Consider the following 23,985-nt stretch of genomic DNA (forward strand, 5'->3'; position numbering starts at 1 on the left):
ATTAATTTAAAGTTACATTTATGTAAGTATTTATTATATTTCTTCATTTTTATTGTAATTATGTTTAAAATATAATTTATCAAGTAAAACATAGTTATATTAATATAATTATTTTAGATTATAAGGTAGAAATATTTTAATTTATCAAGTAAAATAAGGTTATGTTAATATAACTATTTTGAATTAGGAGGTAAGAATGTTTAAAATAATGGTAATTGAAGATGATGTTTCATTAAAGAATATCATAGCAGAATGTCTTTCTAAATGGGGACATGATGTGTATCAAATAGAAAATCTTGAAAACATCATAGAAGAATTTAAAAACTATGAACCACAATTAGTTTTATTGGATATAAATCTTCCATTTTATGATGGTTTTCATTGGTGCAATGAAATAAGAAAAATTTCAAAAGTTCCTATAATTTTTATTTCTTCAAGAAACTCCAACATGGATGTAATAATGGGTGTAAATCTGGGAGCAGATGATTATATACAAAAACCATTTTCTATAGATGTTTTAGTAGCTAAAGTTAATGCACTCTTAAGAAGAACTTATAATTTTGTTGAGAATAATTCAAATCAAATTGTTCATAATGGTGTTATCTTAGATTTATCAACTGCGACCATAAAATATGAAGACAATATTGTTGAATTAACCAAAAACGAAATTAAGATTCTTCATGAGCTTATGAAATATAAGGGGCAAATAGTTAGCAGAAATAAACTTATGAAAAAATTATGGGATAATGATTGGTTTGTAGATGATAATACATTAACTGTAAATGTAAACCGAATACGAGTAAAATTAAATGAAATTGGGTTGGAAGATTTTATAGATACAAAACGAGGATTAGGTTATATAATCAATTAAAACAACTCTAAGTAGGTGAATTTATGAGCTTTAAAGATTTTCTCAAAGACAAACTCGGATTTTTGATATACAATTTTACTTTCTTAATTTTTACAATAACAGTTATTCTTTTTTCCCCTGTAGATATTTTTTTAACTGACACTATTTTATATATATTAATTATAAATGTCGTATTTTTATTGTTATATCTACTAATTAGCTACATAAAAAAGAATAAATTTTTAAATAACATAAAAAATGATATAGCTCAGATTAATAGCCATGATATAGAATTAATTAAATGTAAAAATGAAGAAAAAATATATTTGAACACCATTAAAAATTATCAATATAAGTGTAATAAAATAATAAACAATAATGTTAAGAAGTTTGAAGAAAATAAAGAGATTATGAGTATGTGGGTACACGATATAAAGATGCCTATCGCAATAATAAAACTTACGCTTGAGCAGAATGAGGATTTAATTGATGAAAAAATTTCTAATGATATAGATAATGAAATATTTAGAATTGAAAATTCTGTTGAAAAAATTTTATATTTATCCAAACTTGAAGATTTTCATAAAGATTTTTTGATTCAAGAAGTGAACATTGAAAAAATTATTAGAGATATTATAAGAAAATATTCAAAATATTTTATTTCAAAAAAAATAATTTTAGGCTTAAATAATTTGAATTTTAAAGTTTTATCAGACGAGAAATGGCTCTACTTCATATTCGAGCAATTATTGAGTAATTCCCTAAAATATTCCTCATTAGGAGATAATATATCTATCTATTGCAAAACAACCAAAAATTATTTACAATTAAGAGTGGAAGATACTGGTTGTGGTATAAAAAAGGAAGATTTAAATCGAATATTCAATAAGGGATTTACAGGTAATAATGGAAGGAATAACGCTAAATCTACAGGACTTGGGCTTTATTTAGCAAAGGAACTTTGTGATAAACTTGGCCATAAAATTGATGTAGATTCAGAGTACAATCAATATACAAAATTTACTATTACATTCAAATGCGATTTATAGTATCTTAATATTGATAGTTTATTTCTATTTAACTTATATTCAACAGGCTTCTTAATAATGATTCTATATGTACATCCCAGTATATAATAAATAGTTTTTATAAAAAGGAGGAAGACATGTCTTTTCTAAAAAAATTTAAAAAGAAAAAATTTAGAAATAGCAGCTTCAAAAGTAACAACTTTAGAAGTAGTAGTTTTGGAAGTAGTGGCTTCAAAGCTAAAAATAAAGGTTTTAAAAACAATCCCTTTAAAAATAAAAGATTCAAAATTTATGCAGGAATAGTAATAATCATACTTCTAATTTTAGGGGTACTTGCTTACAATGATGCAAAAAACACTAAATTACAAGCTAATGAAAACTTTATAGAAACATATACTGTTCCTGAAAATGAGAAAATATTTATAAATGGTATGGTTGTTCCTAAACAGACTAAAGACTTTAATATTTCTGGAGATTATGAACTAAGTGCTGTTAATGTTACAAACGGTCAAAAAGTAAATCAAGGAGACCTTCTTTTTACTGCTAAAAATCCAACTATAATAGCAGAAATAGATAGTTTGAAATCACAACTTAGCCAATACAAAAAACAGAAAATATCACTTTCTGATATTACTGAAAATAGAGATGCTATAGCTTCTATAAATGCTCAGATAACTGCTTTAAACTCTCAAATAGCTTCTTTAGATAAGAAAGCATATGATAGTGTCACTGCTCCTTTTGATGGCACTGTATACTTAAATGACCAAACTGGAAATCCAGAACAACCAGCTTCATTTATGACTATTCAAGGTCTAGAGTTTTATATGAAAGGACAAGCAAGTGAGCAAGATTTACCTAAAATGAAAATTGACCAAATGGTTAATATATTAGTTTTCTCAACTGACCAAAAACTTACTGGTAGAATAAGTTTTATATCTGATAAGCCATCTACTCCAAATACTGAGATGGGAGCTCAACAGAATACTCTATCTTATTATGATATAAACATAGCATTTGATAATCAAGAAGGATTAGTAAATGGTTTCCATCTTCAAGCATCACTTGAAGTAGCTAGTTCAAGCTTTAAAATACCAGCATCTTGTGTGCTTAAAGACAAAAAACACTCATATGTATTTAAGGATTTAGATGGTATATTGAAAAAACAAATTGTAGATGTAGCAAGTCAAAATGATGATTTTGCTGTAGTTAGAGGCGGTCTTGAGCAAGGCGATATAGTAATAAAACACCCTACTAAAGAAATGAAAGAAGGAAACCCAGTTCAAGGCGATGGCGTAACTGCAGGTTCTAATAATGGAGATGCTACTCCAAATAAAAAAGTAAAAGAAGTTACTATGGATGTGAATTAATTTACATATGTTAATAAAATTAGAAAATATTCAAAAGTATTATAAAGTAGGGAAAGATGAATTACATGTTTTAAAATCCTTAAACTTAGAAATTGATTCTGGAGAATTTGTAATGATAATGGGTAAATCTGGTAGTGGTAAAACTACTTTACTTAATATCTTAGGTTTTCTTGATGTATTTGATGAAGGAAGATATATATTTGATGGAACAGATGTAACTAATTTGAGTGAAAATGAACGTTCTGTTTTTAGAAATATTAATATTGGATTTGTTTTTCAACAATTTAATTTAATAGAAACTTTAAATGTATATCAAAATGTAGAGTTACCTCTAATCTACAATAAGGCGCTAAAAAAATCTGAAAGAGAAGAAATTGTTGAAGATAAATTAAAATCTGTTGGACTTTTGGATAAACTTAAACAAAAGCCTCTTCAGTTATCTGGTGGTCAGCAACAGCGTGTAGCTATTGCACGCTGTCTGGCAAATGACCCTCAAATAATCTTTGCTGATGAACCAACAGGAGCGTTAGATAGCGAAACCAGCAAAGAAATTATGGAACTTTTGACAAAACTTAATGAACAAGGTAAGACTATAATAATGGTTACACATGATCAAGATTTAACTAAGTATGCAACTAAGGTCATACGACTTAAAGATGGTGTGTTTACTTCGGAGGTGTAATCATGAGCTTATTAAAAAATTCTTTGGCTAACTTAAAAGGACACAAACTTCGTGTCTTTGTAGCTTTACTTTGGATTATAATAGGAATAACTTCAGTAATACTTGTTAGTTCTATAGGTAATGGGTTTCAGAAAGAAATTAAAAAATCTGTAAACAATGTAAACCCTAATAAAACTACTATTTCGTTTGAATCTGCTGATAACACAGGCCTTACTGATGATATGAGTATATTTTTAAAACCATTTAATGCAAAAGACTTAGAAGAATTATCATTTGTTGAGGGTGTAGAAAGAATAGCTCCATCAAGAGATGGGTTTAATCTTGATTCAACTTATTCTTCACAAGCATTTTTTGATAAAAAGAGTACTTATGTTGATGTAGGACCATTAAAAAAGGATTCTAAAATAAATTTAGTTTGTGGTAGAGATTTTTCTTTAGATGATGAAAAAAGAAAAGTAATTTTACTTACATTACAAAGTACAAGTGAAATTTTTGAAAACCCAGAAGATGCTTTAGGTAATGGTATCAATATAAATGGAACTATATTTGAAATAATTGGAGTACTAGATGATTCTCAGCAAAATCAAAATATGGGATTCTTTGGTGGTTATCAAGATATGCAGTTTACTACTTCTCTTATACCTAAAAAGGCTTTTGACAGTTTAATGAGTCAAAATTCTTATTCAAATGAAATCTATCAGTTAGACTTAGTGTCTTCTAATGGGTATAATGTGAATGAAGTTGCAAACAATGTTATAGCTAAACTATATGAGATGCATCCTGGTATCAATGGTTCTTATACTACACCAGACCCAACTGAACAGACAGCTTATCTTGAAAGCATTAATTCTAATGTAAACAAATATGTATCTATAATAACTGTAGTTGCAATGTTTGTTGGTGGTATTGGTGTAATGAATATAATGTATGTTTCTGTTATGGAAAGACAAAGAGAAATTGGTATAAGACGTGCTATTGGTGCAAAACCTAGGTCTATATTATTTCAGTTTTTAGTTGAGGCTGTATTTATAACAGTATGTGGTGGAATTTTAGGAACTATAGTTGGATTTATTGCTACTAATTATGTTTCTAAATACATTGGATTTGAAGCAATTCCTAGTTTAAATAGCTTATTTTACGCTATTGTAGCTACTATATTAACTGGGGTTGTGTTTGGTTTAATCCCAGCCTTTAAAGCCTCTAAACTAGACCCTATAAAGGCAATTTATAAGTAGACACTGTCTAAATTTATAATTTTTAGATTTACTTATATAAAACAGGTTTAATATATAACGCACTATTATATATGATAGATTAAGAATTTAATCTTCTTCAAATATAGTAGTGCGTTCTTTAGTTTCTAGTCTATTATTTTTCTTATAAAATCTGTTTTATTGTCACAGTAAGCATTAACATCATATCTATAAAGTTTTGCTAGTTTTTTCTTTAAGTTAGAATACTCTTTGACCTTATCTGGATTTAACCTTAAATAATCTCTAAATTTAATATGTTCTAAATATCCTTTTCCATTTTTAGGACATACATATAAATTATGTTCCATAAAGTCAGTTGTCTCATATAAAAAAGCTTCTCTTCCTTCTATATCTAAATTCCCAAGATGTCTATACCCTAATTTCTTTAATTTACTTATAACATCATTTAAGTAATTGTAGTTTTCAATTACTATATCAACATCCAATCTTGGCTTTGCAGAAAGCCCCTCAACAGAAGTACTACCAACATGCTCTATTTTTAAAATTGAATCTCCTAATACCTTTTCTAGTGTAGATTTTAACTTTTCAAACTCATACTTCCAATTTGGATTATATTCTACTACTTCAACAATCTTTGTAGTTAATCCACTTACTTCTAGTTGATAGATATCATGTTTCATTACTTTTCCTTTGTAAATCTTATCATACTCTGATGTTTTTTTCATACCTAGTCTTTTTGCTACATTTATAGATGCTGTATTTTCAGGTCTTATATCTGCTACTAAAGTATCTGCACTTAGATTTTTAATAGCATAATCTATACAAGCAATTGCACCTTCAGTAGCATATCCCTGGTTCCAATATTCTTTTTTTATTATATATCCTATTCCTAATCCTATGTCCTGCTTTATAAGACCTATCTGTCCAACTACATCTTCTCTTTCCTTATCTATAGCAATAAAGTATCCATATCCATCATTATCGTATCTTTGTATATTTCTATCAATCCATTCTAAAACTTCTTCATCAGAGAAAGCATGTTCCCAAGCATACATTACCTCTATATCTTGTAAAATCTTACTTATTTCATCAAGGTCATTATGATTCATCTTCCTAATATATAATCTTTTACTTTCAATCATTGTATTCACCGCCTTTAAAAGATACTGCTAAGTTAAGCGTTATATACAATCTCTCCATTACATATTGTATAATTAACCTTGCCATATAAAGTCTTACCTTTAAATGGTGAGTTATCAGCTTTAGACACAAAGCTTTCAACTGTCCATTCTTCTTCAGGATTAAATATAACAATATCTGCTATTGCACCTTCTTCTATAAAACCAGCATTTAAATTGTATAATTTTGCAGGGTTTGTAGACATTTTTTCGATTAACTGCATCATACTAAGATGGTTTTTATGAACTAAGTTTGTTATTCCAAGAGATAAAGAAGTCTCTAACCCAATAATTCCACTTGGAGCTTTTATGAATTCTCTGTCTTTTTCTTCTTTACTATGAGGTGCATGGTCTGTTGCTATTATCTCAATAGTACCATCATTTAATCCCTCTATAATCTTATCTCTATCCCACTTACTTCTTAAAGGTGGATTCATTTTTGCATTTGTTCCAAACTCTAATACATCTTCTTCAGTCAATGTAAAGTGGTGTGGTGAAGCTTCTGCAACTACATTTGCACCAAGGTATTTTGCAAATCTAACCATATCAACAGATACTCCAGAACTTATATGTTGTATATCAATCTTCGCACCAGTTTTTAGTGCCAGCATACAATCCCTAGCTACCATAACATCTTCTGCCACACTTGATGCGCCCTTTAATCCTATCTCTGAAGCTATCTTTCCTGCGTTCACACCTGGATTTCCAACTAAAGAAGGGTCTTCTTCATGAAAACTAAGTGGTACATCCAATTCTTTTGCTTTAATCATAGCTTCCATAATTAGATTGCTGTCCATTAGAGGTAAACCATCATCAGTAAACCCAGGTACACCAGCTTTTTTAAGATTTTCCATATCAACCAATTCTTTACCTTCAAAACCTTTAGTTATAGCAGCTGCTTGTAAAACATTTATACATGCACTTTTTGACTTTTCCTTAATATAATTAAAAGTATCTTCATTATCTACAATAGGATTAGTATTTGCCATGCATATAACAGTTGTAAATCCTCCTCTAGCAGCAGCTTTAGCTCCACTTTCTATATCTTCTTTATATGTAAATCCTGGGTCTCTAAAGTGAACATGTACATCTACTAGACCTGGCGCAATTATATTACCACTAGCATCTAATACCTTTTCATACTCATCACTTTCATCAAATTTACCTATTTTATAAATTTTATTTTCTTTTATAATTAAATCAATTTTCTCATCTTTTTGACTCTTAGGGTCTATCACTCTACCATTTTTAATTAAAATCATCTTATTTCTCCTTTATACTTTTCATTTATATAGACTCATATAATATTATACATTATTTTACATACTTAAATACAAAATTACGTTTGACATCAATAGCCTTTTTAGGACAAAGTTCATGGCAACAATAACATCGTATACATTTACTTAAGTCTATAATGGCTCCCTTAGTTCCCATTTCTATAGTACTTGCAGGGCAAGCTTCTTTACATTTTCCACATTTTATACAATCTTGGAATCTAACCACAGGTTTTGGTGTTATAAGTTTTGAAATAGGCTCATTTAAAAATTTTGGTAGTTTTACAGAAAATAATCTTAAGTCTTTACTTACATTTGGGACTTTATAGTCTTTTATAATTAAATCATCTATATCTTCTCCTACAATCTCAATATCTGAAAAATCTGCTTCTATATAACCTCTTTTTATAGCACCTCTAATTGTAGCAACTCTATTTGGAAGTAAGCTTATAATCTTACATGCAACTACATCTATAGCATATGGATTTTGTGATGCTAATAATACACCTATTTCTCGAGTGGTTCCAGCTGAGGGACCATCACCTTCCATACCTACTATTCCATCCATAATTGTCAATGTCGGTTTCACATAATCACAAATATCCAAAAGCACATTTTCGCAAAATAATTCTTCTGTAGGAAATCTATAATGTATTTCTGCTTTTTTCAATCCAGCTATACATCCATACAGATTTTTTGTACCACCAGTAAAAGTTGCCATCATATGTGTCTTTAATTTGCAAAGATTTATTACATAGTCTGCATCTAATATTGGTTTAATAATATCCATATATTTTAAAACATGTGCTTTTTCACTATGTATCTTAACATCTGAAACATCATAATTTAACTTAATACCCAAATCATTTGCTACCTCTTCAATTCCAGATGCCTTATATATACTTTTAAGAGAACTTTGATTATATGGACCACCTGGGCTATCTGCTATTGTAATATCACAATCTAACTCTAAAAGCTTTTCACATACAACTCTCACAACCATAGGATGTGTAGTTGTAGCTTCTTCAGGTCTTTTCTTCATCAATAAATTTGGTTTTACAAGTACTTTACTTCCTTTTTTAACAAATTTATCAATTCCTCCAATATCATCTAAATTTTTTTCAATAGAACACCTCACATCTTCATAATTGTAAGTTTTGCAACTCCTAACAGATACTGATTTCATATTATTTCCACCTTTTTATCGCAACAGTTTATTTTTATAATTTAAAAAAGGAGAAACCAAAGTTTCTCCTTTTAATCTATATTTTTAATTATTATTTTCCAAAATGTCTGTTTAATAATCCTAAGAATGCTTTACCATGTCTAGCTTCATCTTTACACATTTCATGTACTGTATCATGTATAGCATCTAATCCTAATTCTTTAGCTCTCTTAGCTAATTTTAATTTTCCATCAGTTGCACCATACTCAGCGTCAACTCTAACTCTTAAGTTTTCTTTTGTATCTGCAACTACAACTTCTCCAAGAAGTTCTGCAAATTTAGCAGCATGCTCAGCTTCTTCAAAAGCTATTCTTTTATAAGCTTCTGCTACTTCTGGATAACCTTCTCTATCAGCTTGTCTACTCATTGCTAAGTACATTCCTACCTCTGTACATTCACCAGTAAAGTTAGCTCTTAATCCTTCGATTATTTCTGCATCTACACCTTGAGCTACTCCTATTCTATGTTCATCAGCCCAAACCATTTCGCCTTTCATTTCTTCGAATTTATCAGCTCCAACTTTACATACTGGACATTGTGATGGTGCAGCATCTCCTTCATGTATATATCCACATACTGTACAAACAAATTTTTTCATAATTAATTTCCTCCCAATTTTATATAATTAAATTTTTATTTTTAAGTTTAATAACTTGCTACAAGAATATATATACCCCCGGCTTTGTAGTTTAAACACTAAAAATAAAATTTATTTCCTAATTAATTTTATCACTTTGAAACACCAGTATCAACCAAGTTTTGATGTCAAATTTCTACATAATACATAGTTTATTTGATTAATTAGGAAATAACTGTCTTATTAAATACTTTCTAATGAAGACTCTTTTGAATCTTTAAGTTTCACTTTTTTGCTCTTTAAAAAAGATAATTTAGTTTCTGCTGTTATGATTGCAACAAATATTAATATACTACCAATAACCAATTTTGCTGTAATAAGTTCCTTTAGAATTATTATAGAAAATATAGTACCAAATACAGCTTCTGTAGATAATATTATAGCTGTTCTAGTTCCATCAACTCTTTTTTGACATATAGTTTGGAACAAAAATCCTATTGTAGTACTAAATATAGCTAGATATATAGTTCCCATATATCCAGATAATTCAGCTTCCATTTTCAATTGCCCTGCAAATGTCTGAACTACTAAAGACATTAAAAATGCTACAGTAAATTGAACAGCTGTTAATGCCATTGGGTTATTATCTTTTGCAAACTCACTTGTAAAGAATATGTGAAATGCAAATCCAAATGAACATATAAGTGTTAGTAAATCTCCAAAATTGATAGAAAAATCTGCTTCTAAAGAAAGTATTCCAATCCCTACAAGAGCTACTAAACTACTTATTATCCCTATCTTATCAAGTTTTCTTTTATAAATTATAAATCCTATGAATGGAACTATTACAACATTTGCTGCTGTTATAAAAGCATTCTTAGATGGTGTAGTGTACATAAGTCCAATGGTTTGTACTGTGAAAGCCAAGAATAAAAATATTCCTAAAAGTCCTCCTGCCTTTAACAATTTTTTTCCCATACTAGCACGAATCTGTTTAAAAAACAGTAAGTTCATAATTACGGCTGCTAAGAAGAATCTTAAAGTTATGATTTGTAGAGGTGTAAGCCCACCGTCTAATGCAAATTGGGTTGCTACAAAGCCACTTCCCCATATAATTGCTATAAATATTAGTCCTATTTCTCCAAAGTATTTTTTCAATAAAGCCCCCTCCTTTTTATTTTTTTGCAAAATTATAAACCCCCTAAACAGCAAGAGAGTTTTTCTATAAGCATTACTATAAAAATATAGTAAATTTTTTCAGTATTTTAAATCCAGATTTATATCTATCATGAGCTCAGATTTATATCCACTATTTAACAGTAATATATTAATCATTTTTTGTAAACACCTTTTTAATAAATTTTTATTTTTTTACTTATACTAAATTTTTTTATAGATAACTTCAGTATATTATATATTCATATTATGCAAATAATGTCAAATAAGTTACACTTTGGTTATCTTAGTTACAACTTTGTCGGTTTACTTTTTCTACTTTCTTCGATATAATTATAATATATTTTTGATACAATTCGACAAAAGGGGGAATGCTGTACTTATGGTAAAAAGAAGAAAAAAGAAAACTATTACACTTACTATAATTGTTGTAATAGTTATTGGTATTTTTTCTATGGCATGGGCGGATATGTCTAGAAAAAAAGAAATTAAAGAAACTCAAGAAAGACTTAAAGCTGAAAGGCTGGAAAAAGAAAGAATCGAAAAAGAAAAAAACGAACCTATTATTGGTGCAAAAAAAGAAGCTGCAAAAGAATATGGATATGATGCAAAATTAGTTTGGGATAAACTTAGCAAATACGACTATTCAAACAATGGAGAAAAGATAGTCTTTCTTACATTTGATGATGGACCATCTACTACGAATACTCCACAAGTCCTAGATATCTTGAAAAAACATAGTGTTAGGGGAACTTTCTTTATTAAAGGTGATTCACTTGAAAGAAATGGTGCTAATGAAATTTTAAAAAGAACATTTGATGAAGGAAATGCAATAGCTCATCACTCTTACACTCACGACTATAAAAAACTATATCCTGGCAGAAGCCTAAATCTTGATACATTCGTAAATGAACTTAACAAAACTGATGAAGCTATGAAAAAAGTTTTAGGAAAGAATTTCTCATCAAATGTAGTTAGATGCCCAGGTGGATATATGTCTTGGAAGAATATGGAGCCTCTAGGCAACTACTTAAAAGAGAAAAATATGGCATCAATTGATTGGAATGCTTTAAATGCTGATGCAGAAGGTAAAAAGAAAAATGCTCAAGAGTTATTTGAACATGCAAAAAAATCTTCTGAAGGTAAAGAAATGGTTGTTCTTTTAATGCATGATACTTATGGAAAACAAGAAACAGTAAATGCATTAGACCAAATTATAACATATTTTAAAGATAATGGTTATCAATTTAAGATTTTAATATAATAAAAAAGGGGTTGTCTCAAAATAGAGACATCCCTTTTATTTTAATCTATTTTACTAGTTCAATTTTTACAAATTTTTTCTTTCCTATTTGAACAACTAATTCACTTTCTTTAACAATATCACTTAAGTCCTCTACTTTTTCACTATTTACCTTTACTCCACCTTGAGAAGCTAATCTTCTAACTTCACTCTTGCTCTTAACAATCTCATTAGCAACTAATACTTCAATTAAATCAAATCCTTCTTCCTTAACTTGAATTGTTTGTATATCTTCAGGTATTTGACCTTTTTGGAATACAGATTTAAATCTTTCTTCGGCTTCTTTAGCAGATTCTTCTCCATGATATAATGTAACTATTTCTCTCGCTAAGTTCATTTTTATATCTCTTGGATTTACTGAACCGTCTTTTAACTGAGATTCTATTTTATTAACTTCATCAGGATGAACATCAGTTACTAAATTATAGTATTTAATTATAAGTTCATCAGGAATTTCCATAGATTTCTGGTACATTATTCCTGCTTCTTCATCTATCCCAATATAGTTACCTAAACTCTTACTCATTTTTTCTTTTCCATCTAATCCTTCTATTAAAGGCATCATTATTACTATTTGAGACTCCATGCCAAACTCTCTTTGTAATGATCTTCCCATCAATAAGTTAAATCTTTGGTCAGTTCCACCAAGCTCTATATCAGCTTCTAACGCTATAGAATCATATGCTTGCATTAATGGATAGAAGAATTCATGTACTGATATTGGCATTTGCCCTTCATATCTCTTCTTGAAATCTTCTCTTTCTAACATTCTTGCAACAGTAATAGTTGCTGCTAATTTTATTACATCTTCAAAATTTAATTTAGCTAACCACTCACTATTAAATCTCACAATAGTTTTTTCTTTATCTAAAACTTTGAAAATCTGTTCTTCATAAGTTTTCGCATTTGCAAGAACTTGTTCTGTTGTTAAAGCCTTTCTAGCCTTAGATTTTCCAGTTGGGTCTCCAATTTTACCTGTAAAGTCTCCAATTATTATTACTATTTGGTGACCTAAATCTTGTAGTTGCTTCATCTTTCTAAGAACTACTGTATGCCCTAAATGTATATCTGGAGCACTTGGGTCTAGACCCAATTTTACTATCATAGGTTTTCCTTCTTTTTCTGATTTAATAAGCTTTTCTCTTAACTCTTTTTCATCTATTAAATCGTCTACACCTTTCATAATTATTCGTATTTGCTCGTCTATCGATTTCATTTTTCATTCCTCCTAAAATATTTATATAATCTTTAATTTTTATTTTTATAATAAAAAAAGCTTTCATCCTATTAAAAGGACGAAAGCATTGCTTACGTGTTACCACCTTAGTTCATCAATATCTCACGATATTAATCTCTTAGAGTATAATTATATATACCCAAGTACTATAACGTGTACTACTCCGATATCTCTTAATGGTTGTTATCTTTCAGAGATAGTGCTCTGAGATGTATTCAAACTAAATCAATTTATTCCATTTCACCAAACTGGAACTCTCTGTTAAATAAAACTTAGCTCTACTTCTTCTCTTCATAGCATTTATATATTCAGATTATTTCATCAATTACAAGAATTTTTTCTTAACTTACTCATAATATATTATTATTTTTACATTTTGTCAACCTTTTTTATTATTATATACATGTTTTTTTACATTATACTATCTTTTTATATTTTTTACCAATATCTAAAATTTATTTTTCAATTAAGATATTAATTTGTTTATTGACAATATTAGTTTGATTCAATCTTATATTTATTTTCTTATTTAAAAACGCATTTACTATTATTAAACCAACCATAGTCACATTAAACATAAAAAATAATAATAAAATTATTATTAAAAAAGAAATTCTAGCATATAATAATTTTCTAAATTTAGATATTATAAAATTTTGCAACGACATACATGAATCTCTAACTATAAAATAAACACATAAGTAAGCAATTGATATTAAGATTGTTTTTAAATAAACAAAATCAACTTTAATATTTAATAACTTTAAAATTTTAAAAATCACTAAATAGGAAACACATATGTAAAAAACTTTCTTAGAACAGCATAAAAATTGATTTAGACTTCTAAAATTTTTAAATATCAAATATTTTTTTAAAGAATTTGAACCTAATATATGCAATTTATGCCCTAAAATCAAACTTAAAAAATATATACAAAAGACCATCCCAAATGGAAACAATGCTATCATCAAATAATAAATAATATTTGCATATCCATTAAAATAAATTAATTTACTATATCCCTGAAATTCTTTCATAAAACTATAACCTATTAATGCTGAAGCATATATATCAATAAAAACCATTACAATTATTCCAAATATTGAACCATATACTAAATCATCCATCACCATTGTAGGTTTATTTATAAAATAACCACACATTATACCAAGTAATACACTCTGACTTGCCCAAATAGCAGTTCCGAGATTTCCAAGTACTAAAGAAATTATTAAAAGTGATGTAACTCCAGATAAAACAGTGTACTTTAAATCACATTTTAAGCATATTATACAAAAAAATATTGGTACTATAAAATCTAGATAAATAGCATATCCAAATCCAGTACCCACAGCTATAATTGTCACTACTATAAATAAAGATGACAATAAAGCAGCTTCAGTTAATTTTTTAGTAGTATTCAAAACAAGTCCTCCATAAATCATAAATTTTCTAATTAAAACTTCATTTTTAATATAGTATATCACTTTTTTAAAATATTTTTAATAAATATAAATTTTAATGAAAGTATCTATATTAGAAATGATATAATATATCTTAATATTCAGTTTTTTAAGACACTAGGAGGTAGTTACTATGTTTAAAATTAAACACTTTAATGATTTAAGTTTAGATGAGTTTTATGAAATAGCAAAATCAAGATATGAAGTATTTGCTTGTGAGCAAAAAATATTTTCATTAAACGATTATGATGATATAGATAAAAACTCTTATCACATATTTTTAAAAGAAGATGGATTGATTTGCGCTTATGCTAGAATAATACCTAGAGAATATAGCTCTTATGATGATGTTTCTATTGGTAGAGTTTTGGTTCTCTCTAGTCATAGAAAAAATGGGTTAGCAAAACAAATGATGGATTGTGCTATAGACTTTATAAAGATTAATTTACATGAAAACAATATAACTTTATCAGCACAAGCTTATGTAAAGAATCTTTATTTATCTTGTGGTTTTAAAGAAATATCAGAAGTGTATGACGAAGCTGGCATTGAACACATTAAAATGAGATTACAGTGTTGACAAGCTAATATTGTTAATATATAATTTAAGTATAAATAATATATTGAATTGATATTTAGGTATTTGAAAATACCTTATATGGAGTCAGAAGGCTTTTTGCTTTCTGGCTTTTTTTATTATTAAGATTCAATAATTATATAGATTCAAAATGTTAATTTTTATTCTATATTCTACTTTCCCCAAAAGTAAGAATTATACCCAACTTTGTGATAGGCATCTTGCCTATCTTTTTTTTGTGAAAGTAACAAGGTAATAATATAATGCATAGTTTAAAATAAGAAGATTAGCTCAGGCTAAATTTCATGCATGGAGGTGCTACTATGAAAAACCTTAACGACATTCAAGTGAAAAAAACTGTTAAAGTTGAAGATATATTGTCCAGTGGTAATTTAAGAGAAAGAATGTTAGCGCTTGGTCTTACTAGAGGAGCTGTTATAGATGTAGTTAGAAAAGGTCCAAAAAACAATTTAACTGTCTACAAAATCAGAGGTAGTAAGATAGCTCTACGACAAGAAGAAAGTAGCTTAATATTAGTTTCTGACATTTAAAATTTTCTAGCGGGAGGATATTAATATGGGTTTGACACACAACTCAACCAAAATGAGTTCTTTAAAAGACATGTTTGATATAGATAACAAAGAAGACCAGTTTGTAATTGCATTGGCTGGTAATCCAAATACAGGTAAAAGTACTGTATTTAATCATCTTACAGGGCTTAGACAACATACTGGAAATTGGCCAGGAAAGACTGTAGCTACGGCTCGAGGTAATTTTAAATATAAAAATGCTGAGTATGCATTAATCGATTTGCCAGGAACATATTCTCTATTTGCCTTGTCACAAGAAGAAATTGTGGCTCGCGATTTTATATGTTTTGGTAATCCAGATGCAGTAATAGTAGTATGTGATGCTACATGTCTTGAAAGAAATTTAAATTTGGTGTTTCAAGTGATGGAACTTACAGATAAAGTTATTTTATGTATAAATTTAATAGATGAAGCTAGGAAAAAAGGAATTACTATAAATACAGAACTCCTAGAGGAATCTCTTGGCATTCCAGTTGTTTTAACTGCTGCAAGAAGTGGTTCTGGTATGGATGAACTATTAGATACTTTAAATGATGTGTCTTTTGATAAATATAAGTTCAATAATAAACCTGTAAAATATAGTGAAAATATAGAAGATATGGTAAAATCAATTCAGCCAGAATTGGATAACATCATGCCAAATATAAATTCTAGATGGTTAGGTCTTAGACTTATTGATGGTGATGAAAGTATTTTTGAATCTATGAGCAACTATATAGATAAAGATTCAATAGATGCTATTAATGAAGTAAAGAAAAAAGTTCCAAATGATATAAATAAACAGAAAATCAGAGATGAATTTACTAAGATTAACTATGATTATGCTAAAAAATTAAGTGAGGAATGTTCTTCTAACATTCCTAAAAAATCAACTGATAGAGAAGAAAAAGTAGATAAAATATTAACATCCAAAGTATTTGGGCTTCCAATAATGCTTTTATTATTAGGTACTATATTGTGGATTACTATAGAAGGTGCTAACTATCCATCCACTTTACTGTCTAATTTGCTACTTGGATTTGAGCCAAGTATTTCAAGCGTGTTAAATAGTATTAACTGTCCATCATGGTTAAATGATATGTTGGTTTTAGGATTGTACAGAACCTTAGCATGGGTAATTTCTGTAATGTTACCTCCTATGGCAATATTCTTCCCATTATTTACCTTGCTTGAGGATTTTGGATATTTGCCAAGAGTTGCATTCAACTTAGATCACCTATTTAAAAAAGCTTGTGCACATGGTAAACAGTGCTTGACTATGTGTATGGGATTTGGATGTAATGCAGCTGGAGTCATTGGTTGTAGAATAATTGACTCTCCAAGGGAAAGACTTATAGCTATACTTACGAATAACTTTGTACCTTGTAATGGTCGTTTTCCTACTCTAATAGCTATATCTACAATATTTTTTAGCTCAGTTATAACTAGCTCTTTTGTATCAAGTATAGCAACTGCATTTTGTATAACTTTATTGATAATTTTAGGTGTTTTAATAACATTGTTAGTTTCTTATACTCTGTCTAAGACATTATTAAAAGGAGTTCCTTCAACTTTTACATTGGAACTTCCCCCTTATAGAGTTCCTCAAATAGGAAGAACTTTATATACTTCCATAATAGATAGAACAATATTTGTTTTAGGAAGAGCTGTAATGGTAGCCATACCTGCTGGTGTAATAACTTGGATATTTGCAAATATCTATATAGGAGATTTAAGCATATTATCACATGTTGCAAATTTTTTGGACCCTTTAGCTAAAGTAATTGGTCTTGATGGTTTTATATTGATGGCTTTTATTCTTGGTTTCCCAGCAAATGAGATAGTTATACCTATACTTCTGATGGCTTACCTAGCAACTGGCTCTATGATAGAATTAGATAGCTTTAGTGCTTTAGGTCAAGTTCTTAGAGAACATGGATGGACTTATTTGACAGCTTTAAATGTTATGCTGTTCAGTTTACTACACTGGCCTTGTGCAACAACACTTTTAACAATAAAAAGAGAAACTGGAAGTCTAAAATGGACTGCCTTAGGATTCTTAATGCCTACTGTACTTGCTTTTGTTGTTTGTTTTTTAACAACTACAATTTACAATTTATTCATATAATTAGTATTTACTGACATTAAATGTACCTTATAGATACTGTTTAAACCTTTATATACTATTATAAAATAGAGAGATATACTCAATACTAAGTATAATTACTTAATGTTTGAATATATCTCTTTTTGATTCTTATCTAGATACTTGGATTGAAATCTCAGTCATATAATTATCTTCATTACTTTCACAAAAGAAATCGAGTATACTCTCCTCATATGAATTTCCAACAATTTTATATTCATTCTCATATATATATTTTTTCAACTTCTCATAAGATTTATATGAGTCTTCATATTTTCCAATATGCTTTATACATGCATATATTCCCTCTGGTTTTATATATAACTTTTTTTCTTTTATTTTTTTATCTATTTTCAAATAAAAACTTGCTATGCTTAAGTAGTCTCCATTTTTTATATTCTCATTACTTACTATTGCTCCTAACTCATATCCTTGATACAAATTTTTTGATTTACAGTAATTAGTGAAATCTATTAATTCCATCATGAAATCGCCATTACTTATACTAGTCAAGTCACTTGATAAGACTAAGTATTCCTCAAATCTTTTAGACATATAAATTTCTTCACTATTCATTTTAGAAATTCCTTCAACTGTTGTATTTATTCTGTTTTGTATCTTTGAACTTATTTTTCTTAATTTTTTTATTTTTTCTCTTATATTTTTTTCTTCTTCTTTAAGCATTTTCACGCAAAGTTGAGGACTTCTATTTTGTATATATTCTTTTATTTCCTCTAGACTCATTCCTATTTCCCTTAATGATTGTAATATGTCTAATGTATCATATTGATAAATCGAATAATATCTATAATTATTTTTATCTTTATATTCTGGAGAAAAAATCCCTATTTTATCATAAAAAATTAATGTCTGTTTAGATATTCCACACAACTTTGCAAATTCTCCTGTGGTAAAATACTGTTTTTCCAAGGGTTATACACTCCTTTTCGTTTTGTTGTCTATATAGTTACTATATTCTTTATTATTGGCTAAATCAAGTAATTATTATTTTAGAAAATCAATATATTTTTAATTTCAAAGTTTAAATGTCAGTTAGATGTCAGTAAAATATTTTATCCACAATTTTTATATAACTTTTCCACATCTTATCCACAAAATTATCAACAACAATAAAAAGGTAACTCTTAATATAAGTGCTACCTTTTTATACATCAATCTTCATCTTTCCAAGTTTTTATCCATTCTCCTATTTCTGCTATTTTATCTTCTGTTATTTCTTCTCCATCGTGTAGCTTTGAAATCAGTTCTGATAGAGGATTGTTATGTAAACCTCCAAAAATTCTTTTACCTTCCAGTTTTAGATATTTTTTTTCTTTCACCAATACTGTATAGTGTACATGTTTTCCAATTCTTTGAGAGATTAAAAAACCTTTTTTAGTTAACCTTGTTAAAAGCGTAATTGTAGTTGTATGTTTCCAACCATATATTTTTTCTATCTCATCTGCAACATCTTTCGATATTACAGTTTTATAACTTGAGTTCCAAATAAACTTCATGATTTTTAGTTCTGCATCTGGTAATTTCTTATTTATCATAATATATCCCTTCTTTCTATAAAACTCAAACTTGTCTTTTTATCATATCTTTTATATTTGTTATGAATTTTTTAAATTTTTCTTCTATCATTTGATTCCTTCTATGTATAGTTGTAAATATTCGAGTAAAAAAATCATCATCTATATTTATATTTTTTTCTTCTCTTATAGCGTTTAAATATTCTTTTTTAGTTACTAGCACCTCATAATTAGATTTAAAACTCACTATTTTCTTTTTTAATACTTTCATCTTTACTAATCTTTTTAGGAGAATTTCTGTAGTACTTTTTCTCCATTTATACCTTTCTTGCATTGCCGAGATTATTTCTTTTTTATATAGAATAGACTTTTTCCTCCACATATATTCCATTAACAATAGTTCCCCTCTACGCAATTTAGCCATTACCTCTTGCTGCTCCATTTGTATGTCACTTCCTCATTTAGTCTAACTTAAACTAATAATAGGAGCTTTTTAACACAAAAACTACAGGTAAAACTTACCATATATTCTACTATTTTAGTTTGTTTTTATATATAAAAAATATTATTCATATCTATAAATTTATTCAATTTTCAAATATATCTGTTGAATAATAACTAGTTGCATTGTATTGTTTTAATTGTAGAATAATACTAAATTGGTAAAACTAAAGGAATTTAGTGGCATAAATATTTATTAAATAAAACTTGTAAAATGAATTATAAGTTATATTGGTAAGTTATCAAAAACATATACTCTTTTGGTTTTGTGAAAGTTTTTTAGGTAGGCAATAATATATATACTTATGGATAAAATATATTTCTAGTATTCACAGTTTTATTTTTTGTTAAAATGTGATATAATAAAGATATAAAATCGTATCAAAAATAAAAAAGAAACTACAATCTATTAGCCTAGAGCGAAGTTTCAAATTCAAAATAATTTAAGTAATGATTTATTCATTGAAATCGTCTTGATTGCCGTCAGGACGATTTCTTAGTTTATGTAAAGATTATTTTAATTTACTTATAGAATCTAATAATCTTGTTATAGACTTTACTATTGTTGTAATAGATTTTATTATAATAGTAATATAATACGCTATAACAAGTATAAACATAAGTGTTTTCATATACTCACCCACTTTCATACGAAGGTGATTTCTGAAAACTTTCGCCCTTAGATTGTAGCCTCTTGCATTTTAATTATAACATAATTTTACAACTATCAAATATCTATTCTATGTCTTTTTTACTGCTTTTAATTATCATTTCATAGTTATGTTTAGCGGTTTTAAATACATCTATAAAAGGCATTATAACAACACTATTTATAAGTACTAACTCATCATAGTGTAGAGTTCCTTTTCCTATATAAAATTCATTTAACTTCTTTATGTCTATATTGGTTAAAATAGATACTGTTTCCATTGAGAACTTATATTCTTCTATAAGATAGAATAAATCTCCTATATAATTTTTTGCAACCTCATGTTCTCTAAAAAAATTAAGTTCTCCTGTATGCAAAGTTACTTTCATATAATAATTTCCTCCTATTATATTCTTTCATTTGTATCTTTAGTTGTAAAATAAAAATCAAATTCACAATCAAGCACGTTTGCAAATTCCCTAATTTCTTTTTCTGAAAAATTGTCTCTTGAAAATTTATTTGAAAGATTTTGTCTTGTTTGTCCTGATTTTTCGGCTAACTCACCTATAGTTATATTTTTTCTTTTTAATATTATTTTTATCTTTTCTCCGAATGAAATTGACATACCAAACACCTCACTTTTCTATATACAATTATACACTATATAGTTTCTTTTATCCATTTTTATTTTACAAAGAAAACTAAATAATTTCATTTTTATATTTACAAACGACACTTTATAGTGTACAATATGCTTAACAAAATAATTATTGGAGGTATTTAAGATGATAAAATTTGAAGTAGGCAAAACTTATGCAACAAGAAGTATATACAACCATGTTTGTGCATTCGCTATAGTGCTTAAGGGGTGATATAAATGTGTTTCAATACTTACATACTTAAAAGACTTGTAAATAACAAACAATTAGAAATAACTCGAAGTTTTGACTTAGATAATCTTATTTGTACTGCAACAGAAATATTGAAAGATAATAAGATTGATTTGATAATTATTGATGAAGCAAACAAAGTTGTTTGGAGAAATGAAAAAAGCACTCCCGCTCATGAGAATGCTTAGTTACAGATATAGAGGTGTACTGCGAATACACTTCTATTTTTTTATTATATCATATAATTTACTCTATGAAAAAGACCTATTTAAATCGTTTTTAAGGTATGTTGAGTAAGGTTATTGATAGTTTATACATTTAATGTATTTCAAAAAAATAAGCACTCTTTTTATAGGAGTGCTTTGGTGTATGTTAATGTATATATCTAATACAATTATAACATGTCTTATGTTTTAGTATGATAATTTTCGTTCGTTTTATTGTTACAACTTATACTATAGTTTTATGTATCATGTTAATATTTGTAATATTTTAGATACTCTTTATACTTGTGTTACTGATATACTTTGATTAAGAAAAGCAAATTTAACAGGAGGTATCTGCTATGGATTTTGGAAATATCAATCTTATACTTATTGGAATAATAGTTATAATAGGAACTACAATAATATATTTAATTAAACCTAAAACTGCTTTTTGTAGTAAAAAATATTTTAATAAATTAGAATCAACATATGGAAATATAGATAAGAAAAAAACTGTTAAACTAGAAGCACTTTATCGCTATATAACAGGTCTTGAGTATATAGCAATAGGCTTATTTACAAGAAGATTAGATATTACAATAATAGCAATAATATTAGTATATACTATAACAACAATGCTATATTATTTAATTAGAAGGAAATATATAACTATATAAACTATTTATAATAAAACGCTGATATAACCAATAAAAAAGGTGATAGTATTACTCTATCACCCTTTGTCTTGTCTAATATTATATGATTTCATCCTGTTTTTATCAACCAATATAACTAAATAGTTATGAGAAAATACTATAAAAAATTATTATAACATTTAACAATCTCCATAATATTCAGCAAAATATAAAGGACTTTTCTTAGTGACCTTATAATTTCTCAAGTATGATTCTGTAGCTTTCTCAATTGGAGGTTTAGTTAATGTATAACATTTTGCATTTTCTTTTGACAACTTTTCTTTGTCTATTTTGTTATGCAACTCATCATCAACTATTTCTGTAATAATAGCTTCTTTGAAATATCCATTAAAAAATACATGAGTCTTTAGTGCTAGTGTAGGAGTTGAATGTAATATTAGAAACACTGCAATAATAGATAATGCTGTTGTTAATACTAACTTTATCCTCTTCATAATTAATCTCCTCGCATTAATAATATATCTATAACTTATTATATAAGTTAACATATACAAATATCTTTTTCAACACAAATAAAAAAAGAAGGTAACAACTAACTACAGTTGCTACCTACTAATCTATCTATTAATAAAATCTAAGGCTTTATAAAGTGTATCAAATCTATCATTACCCTTTATCATAGTATATCTCTCCTTAGTTATAGAACTTATCTTATTACATGCTCCTCCACCAATAACATATAGATTTTCTGTATGACCTGGTACATAGTCTTTTATATCACATACTCTACATTCATTTTCTTTGTAGTTCCAACTAATTATTTGTGCTAATACCTTGTCAACTTCTCCCTCGTAAACCACTGTATGTTTATACATTTGTTTCACCTCAATATTATCTATTTTCTTATTTAATATACCCTCAGCTATTAGCTTTGCAACTGTATTTTTATTTTTAATATAGTAATCTGTATCTGCTTTGCTATCTACAAAACATACTTCGATTAAAATTGCTGGTGCTTTTGTATGACTAAGCCAATACAAGCCCCTTACATCTGATTTTGCACCTCTATTTTTAAATACTGTCGCTAATTTATCATTTACTCTATTTGCATACACTTTGCCATTATTAGTTTTATATATTGTTTCTGTACCCATAGGTTTTAGGGTTGTATTATTTGCATTGAAATGAATTTGTACTGCTAAGTCTATGTCTTGTTTATTTGCTATTTGACATTGTTCAGATAGATAATTATTCGATTTATCTACTTTTCCAGTATATACAGTAGCTCCACCTTGTTTTAACCATTTGACAATTAAATCAGTTAGTATTTCTATTTTCTTTTCCTTCATCTATATAACCAGTTGCTCCTGTTCCTTTACCTGTTAGTGTATGTCCTGGTACTATTGCTATTTTCATTGTTTATTTTCCTCCTTCAACTGTTTGTAAGTTTGATTTATACCTATTGATATACCCCAGCAAATCACGCCTTGTAAGACTGCATCAGCATTTAATCCTAGCATCCATACTGAAAAACCTACTCCAAGTATCAATAATACTACTGGAATATACTTGTTATCTAATTGTTTATACTTCTTACAACCTGCTCCTATAACATAAAGAGCAGCAACTAAAATTAGTAACTGCTCTGGTATGAAACTTATTAAATTATCCATTTATTT

General features: G+C 27.7%; 26 protein-coding genes and 1 other annotated feature. Of the genes, 11 read left to right on the forward strand and 15 right to left on the reverse strand.

Translation table 11 applies throughout. The features are described 5' to 3' along the window. Positions 1 to 196: 196 nt before the first annotated feature. The 5 genes from Q3287_RS08945 (at position 197) to Q3287_RS08965 (ending at position 5,162) form a co-directional block, all read left to right on the forward strand. Positions 197 to 871, forward strand: a complete 675-nt coding sequence (locus Q3287_RS08945) for a response regulator transcription factor (protein WP_054270023.1) — start codon at positions 197 to 199, stop codon at positions 869 to 871. Between the two features lie 305 nt (positions 872 to 1,176). Next, positions 1,177 to 1,899, forward strand: coding sequence for a HAMP domain-containing histidine kinase (locus Q3287_RS08950; RefSeq protein WP_236730070.1), 723 nt, complete (start codon positions 1,177 to 1,179; stop codon positions 1,897 to 1,899). A gap of 116 nt (positions 1,900 to 2,015) precedes the next feature. Beyond that, positions 2,016 to 3,245, forward strand: a complete 1,230-nt coding sequence (locus Q3287_RS08955; protein WP_054270021.1) for an efflux RND transporter periplasmic adaptor subunit — start codon at positions 2,016 to 2,018, stop codon at positions 3,243 to 3,245. A gap of 7 nt (positions 3,246 to 3,252) precedes the next feature. Beyond that, positions 3,253 to 3,927, forward strand: a complete 675-nt coding sequence (locus Q3287_RS08960; protein ID WP_054270020.1) for an ABC transporter ATP-binding protein — start codon at positions 3,253 to 3,255, stop codon at positions 3,925 to 3,927. A 2-nt stretch (positions 3,928 to 3,929) separates the two neighbouring features. Beyond that, positions 3,930 to 5,162, forward strand: coding sequence for an ABC transporter permease (locus Q3287_RS08965; protein ID WP_407963904.1), 1,233 nt, complete (start codon positions 3,930 to 3,932; stop codon positions 5,160 to 5,162). A gap of 125 nt (positions 5,163 to 5,287) precedes the next feature. Here the strand turns inward: Q3287_RS08965 and Q3287_RS08970 are convergent, their stop codons facing one another. The 5 genes from Q3287_RS08970 to Q3287_RS08990 all read right to left on the reverse strand — a co-directional run bounded on the left by Q3287_RS08970 (position 5,288) and on the right by Q3287_RS08990 (position 10,586). Continuing rightward, positions 5,288 to 6,283 (reverse strand): GNAT family N-acetyltransferase, encoded by a 996-nt coding sequence (locus Q3287_RS08970; protein ID WP_407963905.1) that lies wholly within the window; start codon positions 6,281 to 6,283, stop codon positions 5,288 to 5,290. 32 nt (positions 6,284 to 6,315) lie between these two features. After that, positions 6,316 to 7,581, reverse strand: coding sequence for a dihydroorotase (locus Q3287_RS08975; protein WP_407963906.1), 1,266 nt, complete (start codon positions 7,579 to 7,581; stop codon positions 6,316 to 6,318). Positions 7,582 to 7,633: 52 nt separating this feature from the next. Next, complete coding sequence (locus Q3287_RS08980; protein WP_407963907.1) at positions 7,634 to 8,782, reverse strand: DUF362 domain-containing protein; 1,149 nt, start codon at positions 8,780 to 8,782, stop codon at positions 7,634 to 7,636. 91 nt (positions 8,783 to 8,873) lie between these two features. After that, complete coding sequence (locus tag Q3287_RS08985; protein ID WP_407963908.1) at positions 8,874 to 9,419, reverse strand: NADH peroxidase; 546 nt, start codon at positions 9,417 to 9,419, stop codon at positions 8,874 to 8,876. Between the two features lie 222 nt (positions 9,420 to 9,641). After that, positions 9,642 to 10,586 (reverse strand): DMT family transporter, encoded by a 945-nt coding sequence (locus Q3287_RS08990; RefSeq protein ID WP_167640859.1) that lies wholly within the window; start codon positions 10,584 to 10,586, stop codon positions 9,642 to 9,644. 370 nt (positions 10,587 to 10,956) lie between these two features. Here Q3287_RS08990 and Q3287_RS08995 point away from each other — a divergent pair, with 370 nt between their 5' ends. Beyond that, the gene (locus Q3287_RS08995; RefSeq protein ID WP_407963909.1) at positions 10,957 to 11,838 is read left to right on the forward strand and encodes a polysaccharide deacetylase family protein; all 882 of its coding nucleotides are present in this window, start codon (positions 10,957 to 10,959) and stop codon (positions 11,836 to 11,838) included. A gap of 46 nt (positions 11,839 to 11,884) precedes the next feature. On the opposite strand, the gene tyrS is transcribed toward Q3287_RS08995, so the two are convergent. Then, on the reverse strand, positions 11,885 to 13,093 hold the full coding sequence (gene tyrS / locus Q3287_RS09000) for a tyrosine--tRNA ligase (protein ID WP_054276514.1): 1,209 nt from the start codon (positions 13,091 to 13,093) through the stop codon (positions 11,885 to 11,887). 72 nt (positions 13,094 to 13,165) lie between these two features. Continuing rightward, positions 13,166 to 13,418, reverse strand: a binding site (T-box leader). 151 nt (positions 13,419 to 13,569) lie between these two features. After that, entirely contained in the window at positions 13,570 to 14,538 is a 969-nt protein-coding gene (locus tag Q3287_RS09005; RefSeq protein ID WP_223195562.1) for a DUF2232 domain-containing protein, read from the reverse strand. 172 nt (positions 14,539 to 14,710) lie between these two features. On the opposite strand from Q3287_RS09005, the gene Q3287_RS09010 reads away from it, so the two are divergent. The 3 genes from Q3287_RS09010 to feoB all read left to right on the forward strand — a co-directional run bounded on the left by Q3287_RS09010 (position 14,711) and on the right by feoB (position 17,851). Continuing rightward, on the forward strand, positions 14,711 to 15,157 hold the full coding sequence (locus Q3287_RS09010) for a GNAT family N-acetyltransferase (protein ID WP_054276512.1): 447 nt from the start codon (positions 14,711 to 14,713) through the stop codon (positions 15,155 to 15,157). Between the two features lie 320 nt (positions 15,158 to 15,477). Beyond that, complete coding sequence (locus tag Q3287_RS09015; protein ID WP_003420037.1) at positions 15,478 to 15,705, forward strand: FeoA family protein; 228 nt, start codon at positions 15,478 to 15,480, stop codon at positions 15,703 to 15,705. 25 nt (positions 15,706 to 15,730) lie between these two features. After that, entirely contained in the window at positions 15,731 to 17,851 is a 2,121-nt protein-coding gene (gene feoB, locus Q3287_RS09020; protein WP_054270010.1) for a ferrous iron transport protein B, read from the forward strand. Between the two features lie 129 nt (positions 17,852 to 17,980). On the opposite strand, the gene Q3287_RS09025 is transcribed toward feoB, so the two are convergent. The 5 genes from Q3287_RS09025 to Q3287_RS09045 all read right to left on the reverse strand — a co-directional run bounded on the left by Q3287_RS09025 (position 17,981) and on the right by Q3287_RS09045 (position 21,179). Continuing rightward, complete coding sequence (locus tag Q3287_RS09025; protein ID WP_054276511.1) at positions 17,981 to 18,799, reverse strand: MerR family transcriptional regulator; 819 nt, start codon at positions 18,797 to 18,799, stop codon at positions 17,981 to 17,983. 242 nt (positions 18,800 to 19,041) lie between these two features. Continuing rightward, positions 19,042 to 19,425 (reverse strand): BlaI/MecI/CopY family transcriptional regulator, encoded by a 384-nt coding sequence (locus Q3287_RS09030; protein WP_407963910.1) that lies wholly within the window; start codon positions 19,423 to 19,425, stop codon positions 19,042 to 19,044. Between the two features lie 25 nt (positions 19,426 to 19,450). Next, positions 19,451 to 19,846 carry a BlaI/MecI/CopY family transcriptional regulator gene (locus tag Q3287_RS09035; protein ID WP_223195559.1) on the reverse strand — a complete coding sequence of 132 codons (396 nt, stop codon included), beginning with the start codon at positions 19,844 to 19,846 and terminating at the stop codon, positions 19,451 to 19,453. A gap of 794 nt (positions 19,847 to 20,640) precedes the next feature. Beyond that, positions 20,641 to 20,943 carry an HTH domain-containing protein gene (locus tag Q3287_RS09040; protein WP_407963911.1) on the reverse strand — a complete coding sequence of 101 codons (303 nt, stop codon included), beginning with the start codon at positions 20,941 to 20,943 and terminating at the stop codon, positions 20,641 to 20,643. 17 nt (positions 20,944 to 20,960) lie between these two features. Further along, positions 20,961 to 21,179 (reverse strand): helix-turn-helix transcriptional regulator, encoded by a 219-nt coding sequence (locus Q3287_RS09045; RefSeq protein WP_407963912.1) that lies wholly within the window; start codon positions 21,177 to 21,179, stop codon positions 20,961 to 20,963. A gap of 252 nt (positions 21,180 to 21,431) precedes the next feature. Between Q3287_RS09045 and Q3287_RS09050 the strand changes: the two genes are divergently transcribed. Together Q3287_RS09050 and Q3287_RS09055 are read left to right on the forward strand one after the other, a co-directional pair. Continuing rightward, a complete protein-coding gene (locus Q3287_RS09050; RefSeq protein ID WP_407963913.1) occupies positions 21,432 to 21,632 on the forward strand; it encodes a hypothetical protein in 201 nt (66 codons plus the stop codon). Positions 21,633 to 22,009: 377 nt separating this feature from the next. After that, the gene (locus Q3287_RS09055; protein ID WP_407963914.1) at positions 22,010 to 22,327 is read left to right on the forward strand and encodes a hypothetical protein; all 318 of its coding nucleotides are present in this window, start codon (positions 22,010 to 22,012) and stop codon (positions 22,325 to 22,327) included. Positions 22,328 to 22,485: 158 nt separating this feature from the next. Here Q3287_RS09055 and Q3287_RS09060 read toward each other — a convergent pair whose 3' ends face one another. The 3 genes from Q3287_RS09060 to Q3287_RS09070 form a co-directional block, all read right to left on the reverse strand. Beyond that, a complete protein-coding gene (locus Q3287_RS09060; RefSeq protein ID WP_407963915.1) occupies positions 22,486 to 22,800 on the reverse strand; it encodes a hypothetical protein in 315 nt (104 codons plus the stop codon). A gap of 123 nt (positions 22,801 to 22,923) precedes the next feature. Next, positions 22,924 to 23,655 (reverse strand): N-acetylmuramoyl-L-alanine amidase, encoded by a 732-nt coding sequence (locus Q3287_RS09065; protein WP_407963916.1) that lies wholly within the window; start codon positions 23,653 to 23,655, stop codon positions 22,924 to 22,926. Positions 23,656 to 23,718: 63 nt separating this feature from the next. Beyond that, positions 23,719 to 23,979, reverse strand: coding sequence for a phage holin family protein (locus Q3287_RS09070; RefSeq protein ID WP_407963917.1), 261 nt, complete (start codon positions 23,977 to 23,979; stop codon positions 23,719 to 23,721). Positions 23,980 to 23,985 lie beyond the last annotated feature (6 nt).

It is taken from the genome of Clostridioides sp. GD02404 (assembly GCF_045898275.1).
GTDB classification, from domain to species: domain Bacteria; phylum Bacillota; class Clostridia; order Peptostreptococcales; family Peptostreptococcaceae; genus Clostridioides; species Clostridioides difficile_A.

What these genes read in the sequence shown, in the direction of transcription:
- Q3287_RS08945 (WP_054270023.1), top strand. Translation starts at nt 197, where the DNA reads ATGTTTAAAATAATGGTAATTGAAGATGATGTTTCATTAAAGAATATC.
- Q3287_RS08955 (WP_054270021.1), top strand. Translation starts at nt 2,016, where the DNA reads ATGTCTTTTCTAAAAAAATTTAAAAAGAAAAAATTTAGAAATAGCAGC.
- Q3287_RS08960 (WP_054270020.1), top strand. Translation starts at nt 3,253, where the DNA reads ATGTTAATAAAATTAGAAAATATTCAAAAGTATTATAAAGTAGGGAAA.
- Q3287_RS08965 (WP_407963904.1), top strand. Translation starts at nt 3,930, where the DNA reads ATGAGCTTATTAAAAAATTCTTTGGCTAACTTAAAAGGACACAAACTT.
- Q3287_RS08970 (WP_407963905.1), bottom strand. Translation starts at nt 6,283, where the DNA reads ATGATTGAAAGTAAAAGATTATATATTAGGAAGATGAATCATAATGAC.
- Q3287_RS08975 (WP_407963906.1), bottom strand. Translation starts at nt 7,581, where the DNA reads ATGATTTTAATTAAAAATGGTAGAGTGATAGACCCTAAGAGTCAAAAA.
- Q3287_RS08980 (WP_407963907.1), bottom strand. Translation starts at nt 8,782, where the DNA reads ATGAAATCAGTATCTGTTAGGAGTTGCAAAACTTACAATTATGAAGAT.
- Q3287_RS08985 (WP_407963908.1), bottom strand. Translation starts at nt 9,419, where the DNA reads ATGAAAAAATTTGTTTGTACAGTATGTGGATATATACATGAAGGAGAT.
- Q3287_RS08995 (WP_407963909.1), top strand. Translation starts at nt 10,957, where the DNA reads ATGGTAAAAAGAAGAAAAAAGAAAACTATTACACTTACTATAATTGTT.
- tyrS (WP_054276514.1), bottom strand. Translation starts at nt 13,093, where the DNA reads ATGAAATCGATAGACGAGCAAATACGAATAATTATGAAAGGTGTAGAC.
- Q3287_RS09010 (WP_054276512.1), top strand. Translation starts at nt 14,711, where the DNA reads ATGTTTAAAATTAAACACTTTAATGATTTAAGTTTAGATGAGTTTTAT.
- Q3287_RS09015 (WP_003420037.1), top strand. Translation starts at nt 15,478, where the DNA reads ATGAAAAACCTTAACGACATTCAAGTGAAAAAAACTGTTAAAGTTGAA.
- feoB (WP_054270010.1), top strand. Translation starts at nt 15,731, where the DNA reads ATGGGTTTGACACACAACTCAACCAAAATGAGTTCTTTAAAAGACATG.
- Q3287_RS09030 (WP_407963910.1), bottom strand. Translation starts at nt 19,425, where the DNA reads ATGATAAATAAGAAATTACCAGATGCAGAACTAAAAATCATGAAGTTT.
- Q3287_RS09035 (WP_223195559.1), bottom strand. Translation starts at nt 19,846, where the DNA reads ATGGAGCAGCAAGAGGTAATGGCTAAATTGCGTAGAGGGGAACTATTG.
- Q3287_RS09040 (WP_407963911.1), bottom strand. Translation starts at nt 20,943, where the DNA reads ATGAAAGTAACTTTGCATACAGGAGAACTTAATTTTTTTAGAGAACAT.
- Q3287_RS09045 (WP_407963912.1), bottom strand. Translation starts at nt 21,179, where the DNA reads ATGTCAATTTCATTCGGAGAAAAGATAAAAATAATATTAAAAAGAAAA.
- Q3287_RS09050 (WP_407963913.1), top strand. Translation starts at nt 21,432, where the DNA reads ATGTGTTTCAATACTTACATACTTAAAAGACTTGTAAATAACAAACAA.
- Q3287_RS09055 (WP_407963914.1), top strand. Translation starts at nt 22,010, where the DNA reads ATGGATTTTGGAAATATCAATCTTATACTTATTGGAATAATAGTTATA.
- Q3287_RS09060 (WP_407963915.1), bottom strand. Translation starts at nt 22,800, where the DNA reads ATGAAGAGGATAAAGTTAGTATTAACAACAGCATTATCTATTATTGCA.
- Q3287_RS09065 (WP_407963916.1), bottom strand. Translation starts at nt 23,655, where the DNA reads ATGAAGGAAAAGAAAATAGAAATACTAACTGATTTAATTGTCAAATGG.
- Q3287_RS09070 (WP_407963917.1), bottom strand. Translation starts at nt 23,979, where the DNA reads ATGGATAATTTAATAAGTTTCATACCAGAGCAGTTACTAATTTTAGTT.